Annotated in this window: 13 protein-coding genes and 2 tRNA genes; 2 read left to right on the top strand and 13 right to left on the bottom strand. The window is 66.8% G+C overall.

The genetic code is table 11. The features are described 5' to 3' along the window. The 7 genes from ACV4UX_RS05845 to ACV4UX_RS05815 all read right to left on the bottom strand — a co-directional run. Positions 1–434, bottom strand: a 434-nt coding sequence (locus tag ACV4UX_RS05845) for a glycine--tRNA ligase subunit alpha (RefSeq protein ID WP_491592380.1), incomplete at its 3' end; no start/stop codon positions are given. 24 nt (positions 435–458) lie between these two features. After that, the gene (gene recO, locus ACV4UX_RS05840; RefSeq protein WP_491592379.1) at positions 459–1,211 is read right to left on the bottom strand and encodes a DNA repair protein RecO; all 753 of its coding nucleotides are present in this window, start codon (positions 1,209–1,211) and stop codon (positions 459–461) included. Between the two features lie 30 nt (positions 1,212–1,241). After that, a complete protein-coding gene (locus tag ACV4UX_RS05835) occupies positions 1,242–2,195 on the bottom strand; it encodes a helix-turn-helix domain-containing protein (RefSeq protein WP_491592378.1) in 954 nt (317 codons plus the stop codon). A 25-nt stretch (positions 2,196–2,220) separates the two neighbouring features. Further along, complete coding sequence (locus ACV4UX_RS05830) at positions 2,221–3,180, bottom strand: SurA N-terminal domain-containing protein (protein ID WP_491592377.1); 960 nt, start codon at positions 3,178–3,180, stop codon at positions 2,221–2,223. A gap of 96 nt (positions 3,181–3,276) precedes the next feature. Next, positions 3,277–4,191, bottom strand: coding sequence for a peptidyl-prolyl cis-trans isomerase (locus ACV4UX_RS05825; protein WP_491592381.1), 915 nt, complete (start codon positions 4,189–4,191; stop codon positions 3,277–3,279). A gap of 2 nt (positions 4,192–4,193) precedes the next feature. Next, the gene (mfd, locus tag ACV4UX_RS05820; protein WP_491592376.1) at positions 4,194–7,640 is read right to left on the bottom strand and encodes a transcription-repair coupling factor; all 3,447 of its coding nucleotides are present in this window, start codon (positions 7,638–7,640) and stop codon (positions 4,194–4,196) included. A gap of 69 nt (positions 7,641–7,709) precedes the next feature. After that, on the bottom strand, positions 7,710–8,186 hold the full coding sequence (locus ACV4UX_RS05815; RefSeq protein ID WP_491592375.1) for a chemotaxis protein CheW: 477 nt from the start codon (positions 8,184–8,186) through the stop codon (positions 7,710–7,712). A 197-nt stretch (positions 8,187–8,383) separates the two neighbouring features. Here ACV4UX_RS05815 and ACV4UX_RS05810 point away from each other — a divergent pair, with 197 nt between their 5' ends. Continuing rightward, positions 8,384–8,605 (top strand): hypothetical protein, encoded by a 222-nt coding sequence (locus ACV4UX_RS05810; protein ID WP_173086948.1) that lies wholly within the window; start codon positions 8,384–8,386, stop codon positions 8,603–8,605. Positions 8,606–8,691: 86 nt separating this feature from the next. On the opposite strand, the gene icd is transcribed toward ACV4UX_RS05810, so the two are convergent. From icd to ACV4UX_RS05795, 3 genes are all read right to left on the bottom strand, one after another. After that, a complete protein-coding gene (gene icd / locus ACV4UX_RS05805) occupies positions 8,692–9,840 on the bottom strand; it encodes an NADP-dependent isocitrate dehydrogenase (protein WP_491592374.1) in 1,149 nt (382 codons plus the stop codon). 58 nt (positions 9,841–9,898) lie between these two features. Continuing rightward, the gene (locus tag ACV4UX_RS05800) at positions 9,899–10,081 is read right to left on the bottom strand and encodes a gamma-glutamylcyclotransferase (RefSeq protein ID WP_491592373.1); all 183 of its coding nucleotides are present in this window, start codon (positions 10,079–10,081) and stop codon (positions 9,899–9,901) included. A gap of 85 nt (positions 10,082–10,166) precedes the next feature. Next, positions 10,167–10,243: transfer RNA gene (locus tag ACV4UX_RS05795), tRNA-Asp, on the bottom strand. Positions 10,244–10,467: 224 nt separating this feature from the next. Between ACV4UX_RS05795 and ACV4UX_RS05790 the strand changes: the two genes are divergently transcribed. Further along, complete coding sequence (locus tag ACV4UX_RS05790) at positions 10,468–10,944, top strand: chemotaxis protein CheW (RefSeq protein ID WP_491592372.1); 477 nt, start codon at positions 10,468–10,470, stop codon at positions 10,942–10,944. 84 nt (positions 10,945–11,028) lie between these two features. Here ACV4UX_RS05790 and ACV4UX_RS05785 read toward each other — a convergent pair. From ACV4UX_RS05785 to ACV4UX_RS05775, 3 genes are all read right to left on the bottom strand, one after another. Next, a tRNA-Asp gene (locus tag ACV4UX_RS05785) sits at positions 11,029–11,105 on the bottom strand. A gap of 594 nt (positions 11,106–11,699) precedes the next feature. Then, a complete protein-coding gene (locus tag ACV4UX_RS05780) occupies positions 11,700–13,424 on the bottom strand; it encodes an alpha/beta hydrolase family protein (protein ID WP_491592371.1) in 1,725 nt (574 codons plus the stop codon). Between the two features lie 149 nt (positions 13,425–13,573). Continuing rightward, positions 13,574–14,701 (bottom strand): hypothetical protein, encoded by a 1,128-nt coding sequence (locus ACV4UX_RS05775; protein ID WP_491592370.1) that lies wholly within the window; start codon positions 14,699–14,701, stop codon positions 13,574–13,576. Between the last annotated feature and the right edge of the window lie 6 nt (positions 14,702–14,707).

Below are 14,707 nucleotides of genomic sequence, written 5' to 3'. Positions count from 1 at the left end.
ACCTGCTGGAAGTAGGTGAACTGCGTGACCTCCATGCCGTTGAGCCACACCTCCCAGCCCAGGCCGGACGCGCCCAGGGTGGGGGATTCCCAGTCGTCCTCCACGAAGCGGATGTCGTGGGCCTCGGGGGGCACGCCCAGGGCGCGCAGGCTCTCCAGGTAGAGATCCTGCACGTTGTCGGGCGAGGGCTTCAGGATCACCTGGAACTGGTAGTAGTGCTGGAGGCGGTTGGGGTTTTCGCCGTAGCGGCCGTCGGTGGGCCTCCGGGAGGGTTCCACATAGGCCGCGCGCCAGGGCTCGGGACCGATGACGCGGAAGAACGTGGAGGGGTTGAAGGTCCCCGCGCCCACTTCCAGGTCGTAGGGCTGGACGATCAGGCATCCCTGCCTGGCCCAATAGGACTGCAGGGTGAGGATGACGTCTTGGAAGTTCATGAAGGCTCCTCTGGGGTTAAGGCGTCAGAAGCGCCTAAACGAGCCGTGGTCCCAGGTCAAGCCCAGGTGGTATTCCACGAAAAGGTCCACGGACCGGGCCACTTCGCGGCGCGCCTGGGCCGGGAGGGACAAGTCCGCCCAGCGCGCAGGGCCGTGCTCCGACAGGTCGCGCAGGGCCTGAAGGGCCTCGCCGCCCAGGATTGCGGCGGCCCCTTTGCCCCAGCGTCGGCACTGCGAACAGTGGAGCCTGCCCTGCTCCACAAGGAACAGCGAGGGGGGCGGGGCCTGGTCCAGCAGGACGCCGCAGCGGGCGCAGACGGTGAAATCGGGCCGGAAGCCCTGGTCGAAGGCCATGCGCGCCCGGAAGAAGAGCGGCAGGAGCCCGCAGGGGCTGTCCCCGGCCTCCAGAACCTCCAGGGTCTCCAGCGTCAGGCCGTACACGGCCTCGCTGCCCGGATGCCCCAGGTGGACGGCCTCCAGGAACTTCAGGCAGTTCACGGCCATGCCCAGGCGCTCCTGGTCCTGGCGCAGGCGCGGGTGGGCGCGCACGAGCGCCCCTTCCAGCAGGTAGGTGTACCCCTTGGCCGCGTCGGACTTCACCTTGAAGGTCACCACGTTGAGGGGGTCCAGGCAGCCCAGGAAGCGTCTGCGGCTCACGGAGCCCCCGAAGGCGAAGGCGTTGAAGACGCCCTTGCGCGGCGAGAACAGCCTGAGCCAGGCGTCCACCTCGCGGAAGCGCCCCACCTTGAGGATCAGGGCTTTTTCGATGGACTCCATGGCTCGCGGCAGCCCGGTCGCCGCCGGGGGCTAGGGGAAGGTGATGGACCGGCCGTCGGCCTTGCCGCCCTCCAGAGGATAGTCCTTCCCGTTGAACTTGATGCCCACGGCCGGGGCCTGCTGGAAACGCAGGGTGGCCTTGCCGTCGAAGCGCAGCACGAGGCGCTGGCCCTTCACCAGGGTGAAGGCGCGCTTCTGGCCGTCCTCAAGGGAGGCCTCCAGCACGGCGGCCTGCGTGGCGTTGACCTCCAGCACCTGCTTGCCCTGGCTGGCGAACTGGGCCTCGGAGGCGAGGGCCTCGGGGCTCACGGCCGTTTCGGCCTGGGCGGGGGGCAGGGGGAAGGGCCGCGCCGGGCCGGAGCCGGTGGCCAGGAGATCGCGGGGAACCTGGGCGTCCTGGGCCTGGGGCGCAGGGGGGGCTGGGGGCGAGGCGGGGGCAGGCTCGGCCTTGGGCTCAGGCTTCGGGCTCGGCTGCGCCGGCGCCCCCGTCTGCTGCGGGGCCTGGACCTCGGGCTTGGAGGCGAAAAGACCCGTGAGGGTTTCCAGGGAGAAGCTCGCGCCCATGCTGGAGAAGAAGAAAAACCACGCCAATCCGGCGAACACGGCCACCAGGGGCAGGCCCAGCCAGAGGGAGGGTTTGAAGCCGGAAGCTCCGGAGGAGACGTAGCCGGACTTGCGCTCCTTGATGGGCTGGGGGCTCTCGCGGTATTCCGCGCCCGGCCCGCTCTGGAGCTGGTCTTCGTCCACCGCGTAGTGCCTGGAGAGCACCTCGCCCATTTCTTCCGGGTCCAGGCCCAGCAGCCGGGCGTAGTTTTTCACGAAACCCTTTGCGTAGACCGGGTGGGGCAGGTCCTTGGTAAACCCCGATTCGATCGCCACAAGGTATTTCTTGCTGATCTTGATTTCGGCGGCCGCCTTTTCCAGGCTCAACTCACGCCTTTCACGCTCCTGACGGAGCAGCGTGCCCATTTCCTCGAGGGTCATCACGCGTCCTTGATTGCTGTCTGGCTCACAGGTTGATCTTGATGACCGACTTCGCCCGGAGCTTGTCCATGTAGTCGGTGAACTGCTTTTCAAGCTTTTCCTTGTAGAGGCGCTCCTGGATTTCGTCGCGCACGGATTCGTACGATGGTCCGGCAGAAGGCTGGGCGGCGGCGGCGGCGTCAGGCGCGGCCATGGTGAGCAGCACCGGCTTGCCGTCGAGCATCACGGGTTCGCTCACTCCGCCGGGGGGCACGTTCCTGAGCGCCTGGGCCAGTTCCGGGGCGAGGTCCTTCAGGTCCACCTTGCCCAGGTCGCCGCCCTGCTCCGCGCCGGGGCCGACGGAAAACTTCCGCGCGGCTTCGGTGAAGGAAATCTGCCCGGAGACGATGCGCTGGCGCAGGGCCTTGGCCTCCTCCGGCTTGGCGAGCATGATGAGCCCGATGCGCTGCCCGGTCTGGACGCGCAGGCCGGACTTGTTCTGCTCGAAATAGGCGCGGATCTCCTCGTCGGTGACCACCACCTTGCGCTGGACCATGTAGCCCAGCAATTGTTTCTTGAGGATGTCGCGCTTGATGGCGTCTGCGAACTGCTTGCGGGTCATGCCTTCGAGCCGCAGTTGCTGGACGAACTGGGCCTCGGAAAGCCCCCCTTTTTCGCGCAGTTCCTTGATGCGAGACTCCACCTCGACGTCACTGATGTTCACCTTGAGCCGGACCGCCTCCTGCTTGAGCAGGATGTCCTCGATCATGGCCTTGAGCATGCGCTCCTGGAGTTCGCGAAGGATGGGGTCGGAGGGGTTGAACGGTTTGCGTTCCACTTGGGTGACATAGTTCTTCACGCGCTCGTTGAGGTCGAACAGGGTGATCATCTCGCCGTTGACCTGGGCGACGATCTTGTCCACCACCTGCTGCTGAGCGGCAGCTGCGGGACCGGCCAGATACAGCGACACAACGGCGGCGAGGAATAGGCGGGAAACGACGGTCAAGGGCATCCTCCACGGAGGCAGATTGGCGAATGGGGCCGTGCGGCCTTCGGCTGGGACCTTGTATGCGCTTTTGGGAAGGCTTGCAACGAATCTGCGTCAACGCCCGGCAGACGCAGTAAGGCCGGGATTGATCTGGATCACCGAGGTGTTCAGGGCCTGGGTCAGCCAGCGGGTGAACTCCTCGGAGAGCTTGGCCTCGGCCAGGCGCTTCTCCACCAGCCCGTAGACCTGCACCAGCCCCTCCGCGCGGGCCTCGCCGCGCTCCAGCACCACGAAGGCCTCCCAGCCGATGCCGCCCTGGACGGGCGCTCCCGCCTCGCCGGGCTTGATTCTGGCCAGGGCCTCGCGCCACTTGCCGGGCAGGGCCGTCTCCTCCAGCGCCTGGGACTGCACGTGCACCTCGTCGAAGACGCCCAGCACCCCGGCCGGATCCGCCGCGCCGCGCGCCGACTCCAGGGCCGAGCGCAGCGCCTCGGGATTCTTCGATTCCACCCGTACGAACTTCACCCATGCGGGCTGCACGAACTCCTGGCTGGCGCTCTTGTAGTAGGCCTGCACCTCTTCGGGGGAAAGGCTCACGCGCGGCCGGAGCACCCGTTGCGCCAGGGCGTCCAGGGCCAGGCGGCCGCGCAGGCGCTCGCGCCAGGAGGCGAGGTCGATGCCCTCTTCGCTCAGGGCATCCTCGAAGGCGTTGCCCGGATAGCCCGCACGCACGGCCGTCTCGGCCGTGACCAGCTCCGCCCCGGTGATCTCCAGGCCGCGCCGCGCCAGTTCCTGGTGGGCCAGCTCCTCCACCACCAGCAGGGCCAGGGCCCGGCCGTACTCCGCCGAAAGGCTTTCAAGGGCCTTGCCGGTTTCCAGGGGGGGCGAAGAGGGGCTCAGGCCGTGCACGAACTCCACCGTGCGCACCATGAGGGGGCGGCCGTTCACCCGGGCGGCCACGCCCTGGTCCCTGGGCTCGGGCTGACAGGCGGCAAGGAGCAGCGCGGCGGCCAGCAGGACGAGGCGCATGTTCACGGCAGAAGGCCCGCCAGATCCTGGGCGGCGCGCTCCAGGACGCGGCGCGTGGGGAGCGCCTGATCCAGGCGCAGCTCCAGCTTGGCCGGGGGGAAGAGCTTCGCCTCCGCCGGGCGGGCGGCGATCCAGGCCAGGAGGGCCTGGGGGTCCACGGCCTGGGACTTCTCGTCCCAGGTGAGGGCCACCTTGGCGGCGTGCACGTCGGCGCGGCGCACCCCAAGGCGGGTGAGCACCCGCTTGAGCCCCAGCACGGCCGCGAAGTTCTCCAGCTCCTCGGGGGCATGGCCGAAACGGTCGCGCACGCCGGCCATCACCTCGGCCAGCCCGGCCTCGCCCTGGGCGGCCGTGAGGTTCTTGTAGAGCCGCAGGCGCTCGCGGGGGTCGGGCACGTAGGTCTCGGGGATGCGCGCTGGAATGGAGAGGTTGAGTTCCGTCTCCACCTCCTCGCGGGCCGGTTCGCCCTTGACCCGGCGAACCTCCTCGTCGAGCATCTCCAGGAAGAGGTCCAGGCCGATGCGCGCGATCTGGCCCGACTGGGCCTCGCCCAGAATGTTGCCCGCCCCGCGCAGGCGCAAATCCTCCATGGCGATTTGGAAGCCCGCGCCCAGGTAGTCCATGTCCAGGATCACCTGGAGTCGCTTGCGGGCCAGTTCGGGCACGTGGTCCAGGGAGGAGACCACGAAATAGGCGTAGGCCTGGCGCTCGGAGCGCCCCACGCGCCCGCGCAGCTGGTAAAGCTGGCCCAGGCCGAACATGTGGGCGTTGTCCACCACCAGGGTGTTGGCCCGGGGGAAGTCCAGGCCGGATTCCACGATGGCCGTGCACACCAGCACGTCGATCTCGCCGTGCCAGAAGCCGTGCATGGCCTCTTCGAGGTCCTTCTCGGCCATCTGGCCGTGGGCCATGCCGATGCGCGCGCCAGGGGCCAGCTTGCGCACCAGGTCGGCGGCCTGGGGCAGGCTCTGCACGCGGTTGTGCACCCAGAACACCTGCCCCCCCCGCTCCATCTCGCGGGCCAGGATGTTGGCCAGCATGCGTTCGTCTCGGTCCACCAGGGCGGTTTCCACGGGCTTGCGATCCGCCGGGGGCGTCTCCATCACAGAGAGGCCGCGCAGCCCCGAGAGCGAGAGCTGCAGCGTGCGCGGGATGGGCGTGGCCGTGAGCGTCAGCGCGTCCACGTTGCGTTTGAGGAGTTTGAGCTTCTCCTTGTGCTTCACCCCGAAGCGCTGCTCCTCGTCCAGGATGATCAGGCCCAGGCGGGGGAAGCTCACGTCCTTGGAGAGCATGCGGTGCGTGCCGATGAGGATGTCCAGCTCGCCCCTGGCCGCGGCCTCGGTGACCATCTTGGCCCGCTTGGGCGGCACGAAGCGAGAGAGCATGCCGATCTGCACCGGAAACCCCTCGAGCCGTTTGGAGAAATTCTGGTAGTGCTGTTCGGCCAGCACCGTGGTGGGGCACAGAAGCGCCACCTGTTTGCCGTCCAGCACGGCGCGGAAGGCGGCGCGCATGGCCACCTCGGTCTTGCCGAAGCCCACGTCGCCGCAGACCAGGCGGTCCATGGGCTCGGGGCGCTCCATGTCCTCCAGCACCTCTGTGATTGCGCGGTCCTGGTCGGGGGTCTCCTCGAAGCCGAAGGTGGCCTCGAACTCCCAGTAGAGCTCGTCCACGGGGCCGTAGGCGTAGCCCTTGGCCACGCGGCGGTAGGCGTACATCTCCACCAGGTCCTGGGCGATGCGTTCGATGGCCTTGCGCGCCTTCTCCCGGCTGGATTTCCAGCGCGTGCCGCCCAGGCGGTCCAGGGAGGGGTCGGCCCCCTCGGGGCCTTTGTAGCGCTGCACCAGATTCAGGCGGTCCACCGGCAGGTAGAGGCGGTCGTCGCCGTCGAAGACCAGCAAGAGGTAGTCGTTGGCGGCCTGGTCCACCGAGAGCCTGGAGAGGCCTTCGAAGCGGGCCAGGCCGTAGTCGCGGTGCACCAGGAGGTCGCCGGGGTTCACGTCGTCGAAGGCGGCCAGGCCCTTGAAACCCTTCTCCGGACGGGAGCGCGCCTGACGGTCCGCCCCGGGCTGGAGCACGTCTTCGGGCAGCACGAGGCAGTTGCACCAGGAGAGTTCCATGCCCCGGCGCAGCGGCGAAACCAGGGCGTGCAGCCCGGGCTTGCCCGGCGCGGGCTGTTCCAGGGAGAGGACCACGCCCTCGTGCTCGCAAAGCTTGAGAAACTTGCGGCGCGACTGGCGCGAATGGAACGACAGAAGCACCTGGCGGCGCTCCTCCTCCCAGCGTTTCATCCCCGCCACCAGGGTGGACCAGGGCCTGCGGGCCTCGTCGGGACGCCAGAAGAGGTCCTGGAAATTCTCGATCTTGCGCTCGGGCAGGTCCACCCCGTGCTTCTCGTGGCCGATCACCAGATCCTCGAAGACCAACTGGGGCTTGTCGCGCCAGGTGCGCCGGGCCATGGCCTCGGGCCAGAGCAGCTGGTGGCGCGGCCAGGGGAAGCCCTGCTGCTGGGCGGTCTTCTCCAGGGTGGTCACCCAGCCGAATTCCTGCTCCTCCAGGCGGGGGCGCAGGTTGGAGGAATGGGCCAGCACGTAGACCGCGTTTCCGGGCAGCCACGCCTCCAGGGGCACGGGCTGGTCGTAGAAAAGGCCGGGGAAGATGGTCCCGTCGCCCTGGAGGAGCATCTCCTCCATGCGGGCCTGGGCGGCGCGGCCCAGTTCGCCGGTCTGGGCCAGCCTGGCCCAGTTTTCCCGGGCGCGCGTCACGAAGGGCTCGGCCAGGATGGCCGGGGCCACGGGCAGGATCACGGCGCGCTGGGCCGGAGCGAGCGAACGCTGGGAGTTGGCGTCGAAGGCACGCAGGCTCTCCAGGGTGTCTCCGAAGAACTCCAGGCGCAGGGGGTGTTCGTGCCCCGGGGGGTAGATGTCCAGGAGGTCGCCGCGCAGGGCCATTTCGCCGGGCTGCGAGACCATGCCAACGCGGCGATAGCCCCAGGCTGCGGCCTGTTCCAGCACCATGTCCGGCGCGAGCTCCTCCCCGGCGCGCACCTCCAGCACGGAGTGCTCCAGGGCCTGGCGCGGCGGCCACTTGGGCAGCAGGTTCTCCACGCTCAGGCAGAGCACCTTGGGCGTAACGGTGTTGGCCGCCGCGTGGAGGAAGGCCCAGCGCCTGGCCCAGGAAGCCAGCCCCGGCGGGCCGGGCACGTAGGACGGCAGGGCGGCCCAGGGGCGCTCGTCCAGGGGCTCGTCCCCCGGCGGGAAGTGCAGGGCGAGAAGGGCCGTCAGCTGGGCCAGGTCGGCCGCGCCGGGAGCCACGAGCACCACGGGGCGGCCCTTGTGGACCAGTTCGCGGCACAACGCGACAACGGAGCCCGGTCCGCTCTTGTAGATGCTGACCGTTGATGCCTTGCCGGATAGGAGGGCGCTGAGGGGACTGTCTGGATGGGCCATGGGCCTTGCGCGCGAAAGCCGCCGGACCCGTGAGGGACCGGCGGCGCAGCATGTTCGGGGTCGAAAGGCCTAGGCGCCGATGAGGTTTTCGCGTTCCTCGTGGGAGAGGAGCTTGTCCAGGTCGAGCAGGATGAGCAGCCGATCCTCCAGCTTGCCCACGCCGCTGATGTATTCGCTTTCCAGGCCGGAGACCACGGGCGGCGGCGGTTCCACCGTGCTGGAAGGTATGCGCAGCACCTCGGAGACCGAGTCCACCACGAAGCCCACGATCATGTTGTTGATTTCGATCACGATGATGCGCGTGTGCTTGTCGTGCCCCCGCGAGGAGAGCCCGAAGCGCCTGCGAAGATCGATGATGGGAATCACCTTGCCGCGCAGGTTGATCACACCTTCCACGAACTCGGGAGCGCGCGGGACCTTGGTGATCTCCATCATGCGGATGATTTCCTGGACCTTGAGGATGTCCACGCCGAACTCTTCTTCGCCGATGGAAAACGTCACCAGCTGCATGAGTTCGGCGTCTTGCTTCTTCTGAGCCTCGTCCATCCTGGTTCCTCCGGGTATGGCACTGGTGGCACCGCGGAAAGCGGATGCCCGCAAGCTCCTCGTGTAGCCCCAAATGCGCCTCCTGGCAACCCCGATCGACGGCCAACCGCGCCGGAGGCGTTGACGAAGCTTGCAAAAAAACGCCGCTCGTTTAAGGATGAAGCGCCGGAAACGTCCGGCGGAGGCATTTTCCGACCATGGGACAACACTACCCCGAGAACGATCCCTACCCGCTCGAGGACCAGGTGAAGAATCTGGCCGACGACGAACTGCTCGATTTCTGGGAAGAGGCGCAGTTCATCGAGGGCGGCCCTTCCGAAAACGCCTGGAACGCCCTCCCGGCTTCCTTGGATTACGAGCGCATCATCCTGCAGGAACTCATGCTCCGCTCCTGCATGCGCGGGGTCGGCCCGCGCTGACCCGCCCGCACCCCTGAACGTCAGGGGCGGCGGAGCCTTCCGGCCCCGCCGCCCTTTCCTTTCGTTCCCGCTCCAGGGCTTTGGCCCTAGAGATTCTTCTGAAGCAGCTCGCCGAAGGCGTTGCAGCCCACGGTGGTGCTGCCGGGGATCTGCGACGCCAGGTCCACGGTGACGGTCTTGGCGCTGATCACCTTGTCCATGGCGTCGTGGATGAGCTTGGCGGCCTCGAACCAGCCCACGTGCTCCAGGAGCATGGCCCCGCAGAGCACCAGGGAGCCGGGGTTGGCCTTGTCCATGCCCGCGATGGTGGGCGCGGTGCCGTGGGTGGCCTCGAAGAAGGCGAGGCTGGCGCTCATGTTCACGCCGGGGGCGAGGCCGAGGCCTCCCACCTGGGCGGCCAGGGCGTCGGAGATGTAGTCGCCGTTCAGGTTCGTGGTGGCGATCACCGAGTACTGTTCGGGGCGGATGAGCACTTCCTGGAACATGGCGTCGGCGATGCGGTCCTTGATCACCACGGGCTTGGTTCCGCCTTCCTTGGCCTGCTGCTCGGTCATCACCTGGTCGGCGAATTCTTCGGAGGCCAGCTCGTAGCCCCAGGTGCGGAACGCGCCCTCGGTGAACTTCATGATGTTGCCCTTGTGCACCAGGGTCACGCTGGACTTGCCCTGGCTCACGGCGTGCTCGAGGGCCTTGCGCACCAGACGCTTGGAGCCTGCGGGGGTCATGGGCTTGATGCCGATGCCCGCCGTGGCGTCCACCTTCTTGCCCATGGATTCCAGGAACTCGATGAGGCGTTTGGCCTCGGGGGTGCCGGAGGCCCACTCGATGCCCGCGTAGACGTCTTCGGTGTTCTCGCGGAAGACGATCATGTCCACCAGGTCGGGGCGCTTCACGGGGCTCTCGATGCCCTGGAAGTACTTGATGGGCCGGATGCAGGCGTAGAGGTCCAGCACCTGGCGCATGGTCACGTTGAGGCTGCGGATGCCGCCGCCCACGGGGGTGCCCAGGGGGCCTTTCATGGCCAGCTCGGCCTTGGCCAGGGCGTCCAGGGTCTCCTGGGGCAGGTAATTGCCGGTTTCCTTGAAGGCTTTCTCGCCGGCAAGCAGCTCGTGCCACGAAAGCTTGCGGGAATCGCCGTAGGCCTTGGCCACGGCGGCGTCGATGACGGGACGCGCGGCGGCGAAGACCTCAGGCCCGATGCCGTCGCCGACGATATACTCGATGGTCTTGTTCATGAAGCGCTCCTGGACGATCTTTGTGAACAAAAGCGCTTAAAGGCCGTGGGCGGCCCTGTCAACCGCCGGGGCGCGACAGCCAGTCGCCGCCGGGCACGGGCTCGGCCAGGGGGGTGCCGCAAGAAACGTAGGTCCAGCAGGGAACGTGCGCGCCACCGTCCAGGAGGACCGGCACGATCTCGCGGCGGTAGCCCTCTGCGCGGCCTGTGTGGCCCTCCAGGGCGTCCCGGGCGCGGACCACGCGTCAAGCAGTGGCCGCACAACGCAAAACCGGCCGGGGCGTTGGCCCTGGCCGGTTCGTGATGGGGATGCTCCCCTTGTTTCAGTGGCGCGAGGGACGGGACTTGAACCCGCGACCTCCGACGTGACAGGCCGGCGTTCTAACCAACTGAACTACCCCCGCGCTTGCCGGTGTGGTTTCCCGCACCGGGAAGAGCCTTTTAAAAGCCGCAGGGAAAAAGGTCAAGCCCTCTTTTCGCCCGGATTCGAAAAAAAAGCCTGCCGCTCCTGACGCGAGGAACGCAGACTTTTCGCTGGAAATCGGCGCGAAATTCACGCATTCAGGAGATGGCCCCGGCACGCTCGCAAGCGTATCCGGGGCCTCGACGCCAACCCAGAGGTCACGCAATGGACATCGACAGCCAGAAGAAAGACGGTTCCCTGCTCCAGCTGGTCACCTTCACCATCTCCAACGAGGAGTTCGGCATCGACATCCTCAAGGTACAGGAAATCATCCGCACCATGGAGATCACCAAGGTGCCCCGCGCCCCGGATTTCGTGGAGGGGGTGATCAACCTGCGCGGCAAGGTGATCCCCATCATCGACCTGCGCAAGCGCTTCTCCATGGAGTCGCGCAAGCACGACAAACAGACCCGCATCGTGGTGGTGGACCTGAACGGCATGATCGTGGGCTTCGTGGTGGACGGGGTCTCCGAGGTGCTGCGCATCCAGTCCAACACGGTGGAGCCGCCCCCGGCCGTGGTTTCGGGCGTGGACTCCGAGTACATTTCCGGCGTGGGCAAACTCGACGACCGACTGCTCATCCTCATCGACTTGGACAAACTCCTCACCTTCGAGGAACAGCAGAGCCTCACCGGGGCCTGATCTTGATACGTCGCTAGAAACGCGAAAAGGGCCTGGATCGACGATCCAGGCCCTTTTTCGTGGTCTTTCGACCTTGGTTTCTAGTGGCGCGAGGGACGGGACTTGAACCCGCGACCTCCGACGTGACAGGCCGGCGTTCTAACCAACTGAACTACCCCCGCGCATGCGCCCAACGTCAGCCGTACCGCCGCAATTCGATGTCTTCACGGTACAGCGTTGCTCATCTGCATGAGCAACCAGCCTGGCAACAAAACATCAATTTCGTGATGCGTTACCAACACAAGGCGGCTGGCCGACGTTCAGCGGCGAAGGTCTCTCTAGGCCAAGCGCCCGATCCTGTCAACATTTTCGTGCTCATTGCCCCAAAAAAACCATCCGTACGACCGTTATGGAATCAACGAGGTCGATTCGCCGTCGATGGAAGGATTTGCAGCGCTAACCGCCACACTCTGCGAGTATTCTCGGCGCACTTCCAGCACTTTCAGGCGTCCTGAGACGACCCTGAGCATGCTGCTTATGACATGCCGCAGTAGACCATCATCGATCGTAAAGTGGTCTGTATACGTGCTCCATCGTCAACCATTCACCTGCGCAATCCCTATGGATCGTATGCTGCGCAGGACATCCGTACTCCACAACAGGCCTCATGATGCCCCCCGTCCGCTCGGTCGACGGCAAGCCCCCCTCCTCCCAGCCAGCCCGGGCGCTGGGTCCTCGCGAAAGCCCGCCGGCCGGGCATCCCGCGCAATCCGCAATCATTCCCGCCTGGGCTTGGCACGTTCGTCCAGCCAATCCAGGATACGCTCGCTGGACGCCAGGGGAGCGCCCAGCTGGCAATGGAACTGCGTGCCCCTGGAGGCGTCGAACTCCATGTAGGTTTTCCTGGCCTTCAACCCGTTGAAGAACAGCTTGGACTGGGCATTGGAGGCGGCCACCTGGTCCTCGCTGGAATTGACCACCAGCATTTCGGCCTCGATCTGGCCCATGGTGTCGGCCTGGTTGAACTTCTTGAGCTTCGAGAACAACGCGCTCGGGGTTTTGGCCTCAAAGGTCCAGAGCATCTGACTGATGAACTGGTTCAGTTCCGGGTGCCTGCCCATCTCCTGGGCGACGATCTCGTCCACCCTGGCCGCCTGGGCCGGAACGTCCACGCCCTTTGGCACTTCGGCCGGGAATTTGGTCATGACGCCCTCGAAGGGGCTCACCACCCCTCCGTCGGCGATGCCCCACTGGATGCGCTTCTCGAAGGCCAGGGCTCGCGGCACGAGGTAGCCGCCCATGGAGTAGCCGATGATGGCCATGCGCCGGGCGTCCACGCCCGGCAGGGTTGTGGCGAAGTCCACCACGGGGGTGACCACCTTCTCCCAGTCGGGCCTGAAGGGCAGGCCCTGCTTGACGATCATCTCGCCCTGGCCTGGTCCTTCGTAGATCAGGCAGGCGTAGCCGCGCTTCACGGCGTGGGCGGCGATGATGAAGTAGAGGTCCTCGGCGGTGCCGTCCAGGCCGGTCTGGATGAGCAGCAGCGGGCGTTTGCGGCTGGTGTTGTCCGGGGTGACCAGGTAGCCCGGCAGCGTGGTCTTTTCATACGGGATTCGCACGGGTCTGATGCGCCCTTCGGAGAGCTGGGCCGCCTTGAGGAACGTGTCCCGGCCGTCCTGCCAGGCCACCGCGCCGCGCGGGTCGCTTCCAAAGAGGTAGATGGAGCTGGCGCGGAAGTACTCGGTCGCGCGGAAATACTGCTGCATGGCGCTGACGGCGTGTCCTGCGGCGGCGTCCCGGTCGGCGGCGTCGCGCAAGCGGCGGGCCATGGCGTTCCAGGCCTGGTGCCAGCTCTCCTTGTCGTAGTCCTTCACCTGGCTGGTGATGGTGAGCAGCTCGCCCAGATCCGCGCCGCCCGCCGCGATGAGTCCTGCCCTCCAAAGACACTGGAACACGAACGCGCCGTCGTTGAAGAGGAACTTGCCCATGGCCCGGTCGGCCATGTCGCGCGCGGGCTTGTCGGGCTTGCCACGGTAGTTGTCCCAGCGGGAGACCTCGCCGCTGATGTACACCTGCCCCTGCAGGGGGAAGTGGGTGTGGACGAAGACCCACTTCTTGTCCAGGCCGGTGTTTTTGGAGAGCGAGTCCGCCAGGGCTGTCATCATGGCCCCCACCTGCTCGTCGGTGAAGAATCCGGGCACATAGAGGTCCACGAAGAGGGGCTTGTCCTTGGCAGGCTGGCCCATGGCGTGCACGGCGTCGAAGGTCTGCCAGTAGTAGGTGACGAACTCCTCGCCCAGGCCCGTGGCCTTGGAGACTTCCCGGCTGACGGCGGCCAGAACGGCGGGAACGTCGAGGCCGGACCTGGGATAGGTGATGCGCACCATGGGGTCGGCCGGGTCGATGCCGCCGCTGGCGACGGCGTCGACCACGGGGACGGACAAGGCTGCAAGCACGACGAGCAGCGACACGAAAACGTGCTTCAGGGCAACAGGCGTCATTGGCGGAAATCCTCCTGGGACCGGTTTCCCGCGCCGGGCGCGGGGATGTTCGACGTTTCGGCCCCCGTAGAGCCTGCGTCGCGTCCGTCGGCCGCCGGAGAGCGGCCGGAAAAGCATGCCGCACGCGGGTGCGCTGGCTCCTTCTGGCTTCACTGCACCGGAATGGTCAGCTGCGGGGGCAGGGAGATGCCCTTCTCCTCCATGAGCGTGAAGGCCAGCATGAGGAAGGAGAACACCCGTTTGGTGGAGATGTCGTGGTCGTCCACCCAGAACCAGTGGCCCCGGTAGTGGATGGCCGAGAAGGCGTCGAAGGGTTTGGCCTTGCCGCTCTTTACGGTCACCTGATTCATGACGGCCGCTCCGGGGGCGTCCGTCGACGCGGGCAGGGCGCGCTGGGCGGCGATGTCCTCCACGGGGATGTCCGCGCGGGCGGCGACGGCGGCCATGATCTGCATGAGCGAAAAGGCCTGGATGGCGATCTGGCGTCGGTTCTGAACCTCGGGCTCGCCGGTCACCTCGTATTCGTGGACGGCCGGATCGAGATCCAGGATGGTGCGCAGTTCGGCTATGAGGGCGGCCACCTCCCGGGCGGGCTTCCTGCCGCCCAGCACCAGGAAGAGGCGTCCCTCCGCGCCGCCCTGACCGGGCTCCACCCTCACCCGCAGGGCGTTCTCCGTCTGCAGGAGGGCGAGGATCTCCACGGCGCGCCGGAAGCCCTCGTGCGCGTTCGCGGTCCCGGTGGCCGTGAGCGAGGCGTTGCGCAGGCCGTTGACGGAGCGAATGCCCAGGTTGAACAGGAACTGGGCCGACATGCCCGTGTCCAGCCCGGCCATGACGTTGCGCACAGGCAGTGCGGACATCACGCCCCTGCGGAAGGGCGTGCCGGTCATGGGCTTGTAGGTGATGGTGGGGCGGTCGGTGTAGCGGGCGCTCAGGCCGAACTCCAGCCTGCCGAAATTGCCCAGCACGGGGTTGTTGTTGGTGGTGATCTGGGTGGGGCCGTCGTAGAAGGAGCGGGAAAAGCCCGCGTTGCCCCCCGACTCCACCGTGTAGCCCGCCACGATGTCGCCCACTTCCATGAAGAAGATGGGCTCCGCGTAGCGGATCTTCACGATGTTCATCAGGATCTGGCGCTTCCAGGACTCGGTGAACGACGCGTTGTAGTCGGTGCGGTCGGTGAGCATCCGGCCCGGCCCGATGGAAGAGCATCCGGCCAGGACGGAGAGCGCGGCCAACAGTGCGAATACGGCGGCATTGCCGCGTGAAAACGTCTTCATGAGCGC

It is taken from the genome of Fundidesulfovibrio sp. (assembly GCF_058402725.1).
This window is presented reverse-complemented; position numbering and strand designations above follow the sequence as displayed.

What these genes read in the sequence shown, in the direction of transcription:
- recO (WP_491592379.1), bottom strand. Translation starts at nt 1,211, where the DNA reads ATGGAGTCCATCGAAAAAGCCCTGATCCTCAAGGTGGGGCGCTTCCGC.
- ACV4UX_RS05835 (WP_491592378.1), bottom strand. Translation starts at nt 2,195, where the DNA reads ATGACCCTCGAGGAAATGGGCACGCTGCTCCGTCAGGAGCGTGAAAGG.
- ACV4UX_RS05825 (WP_491592381.1), bottom strand. Translation starts at nt 4,191, where the DNA reads ATGCGCCTCGTCCTGCTGGCCGCCGCGCTGCTCCTTGCCGCCTGTCAG.
- mfd (WP_491592376.1), bottom strand. Translation starts at nt 7,640, where the DNA reads ATGGCCCATCCAGACAGTCCCCTCAGCGCCCTCCTATCCGGCAAGGCA.
- ACV4UX_RS05815 (WP_491592375.1), bottom strand. Translation starts at nt 8,186, where the DNA reads ATGGACGAGGCTCAGAAGAAGCAAGACGCCGAACTCATGCAGCTGGTG.
- ACV4UX_RS05810 (WP_173086948.1), top strand. Translation starts at nt 8,384, where the DNA reads ATGGGACAACACTACCCCGAGAACGATCCCTACCCGCTCGAGGACCAG.
- icd (WP_491592374.1), bottom strand. Translation starts at nt 9,840, where the DNA reads ATGAACAAGACCATCGAGTATATCGTCGGCGACGGCATCGGGCCTGAG.
- ACV4UX_RS05790 (WP_491592372.1), top strand. Translation starts at nt 10,468, where the DNA reads ATGGACATCGACAGCCAGAAGAAAGACGGTTCCCTGCTCCAGCTGGTC.
- ACV4UX_RS05780 (WP_491592371.1), bottom strand. Translation starts at nt 13,424, where the DNA reads ATGACGCCTGTTGCCCTGAAGCACGTTTTCGTGTCGCTGCTCGTCGTG.
- ACV4UX_RS05775 (WP_491592370.1), bottom strand. Translation starts at nt 14,701, where the DNA reads ATGAAGACGTTTTCACGCGGCAATGCCGCCGTATTCGCACTGTTGGCC.